Source organism: Endozoicomonas sp. SESOKO1, from assembly GCF_024606265.1.
GTDB lineage: Bacteria > Pseudomonadota > Gammaproteobacteria > Pseudomonadales > Endozoicomonadaceae > Endozoicomonas.
Genome location: NZ_JAHHPP010000098.1, coordinates 1 through 1271 on the forward strand (window position 1 = coordinate 1; position 1271 = coordinate 1271).

Consider the following 1271-nt stretch of genomic DNA (forward strand, 5'->3'; position numbering starts at 1 on the left):
ACCTTCCGCAGATCACCTGACAGGCCCGATCCGGCAACGGGATATCACTCAGGCAGTTAACATCATGAAAACAATGAATACAGGCAGAAAGACTTTATTGGCGCTGGCGGTTTCTTCGGTGATGGCGGGGTGGTCAGTTAACTCATTTGCAACAGATACTCCTGTCGGTCCCCCAGATCTTAGCGGTGACTGGACTGTTAACGAAGGAGAGTCATTCACGTCAGAAAATGGTAGTGTTATCAGCCAAACCCTTGACTCAAAAGCGACCATCACCAATAACGGAACCATCAGCGGTAAAGTACACGCCATTAATGTTCTCAATGGTGGAAGACTCAACGAAGTCCGGAATAATGATAATGGCCTGATTTCCTCCGAAACAGGAGCAGCCATCTATGTAGAGGATGGCGGAACCATTGGCTACATAAAGAATAATGGTACCATCGTAGGAGGTATGGTCGGTGACGAACAAGTTGCCATTGATATTCGTTTGGACAAAAAAAGCAAAAAACAACAGGTCTGGCTTGGAGATACCCCCGGAAAGGGAGGGACTGTTGAGGGTAACATATATTTAAACAATGCACTCAATACTGCTGTCTATATCTACGGCAGTGAAAGTGACAAGGCTGTGTTTGATGGCGTCAAGATTTCCGGTGCAAAAAATATTAATAATGGTTCAAAAGATCATGCCGGCTACCTGCTACTGAAAGCGCAAGATACAACCATCGAGTTTGATTTGGCTCTACAGGACGGCTCGAAAGGCAAGTTTACCCACCAGTCAGGCTCCGGTCTTGAGTTTGAACTCAGCGGTGATCTTTGTGACACGCCAGAAGATGAAAGCCCCTGCACTACCGCAGTACTTGATGTTAATGGTGACATGGAGTTCAAGGGAGATAACACCATTTATGTCACCGGTGAAATTGAAAAGGTCGCAGGTAAGCACACCCTGGTCACGGCAGACAAGATCACTGGCTTTGAGGATAACATGGTCCAGGGAACCTGGATGACCGACGTACAGGTGATTGGAACAGGTTCAGACGGCAGCATCGAAGTTGAAGTCACTTATAATGAAGAGCTTGATCCAAATGAACTCATTTCCAATGCGGGCAGCCATGGAGCAGATGCCACTGAGCAGGCCGTATTGGGAGCCTTTGCCGGCATTATTGCTGCCAGTGAAAATCTAGAAATCACCAGGGACTCTATAACCTTTACCGGTGAAAAAGCTGACGTCCTCGGAGAGCTTACCAACTTGCTGACTAATGGTGGTGTAGGCG

At 47.4% G+C, this 1271-nt stretch carries 1 protein-coding gene; it reads left to right on the top strand.

Translation table 11 applies throughout. The features are described from left to right. Window positions 1–64 precede the first annotated feature (64 nt). A partial coding sequence (locus tag KDK13_RS05280; RefSeq protein ID WP_257283901.1) for a hypothetical protein occupies window positions 65–1271 on the top strand: 1207 nt, incomplete at its 3' end.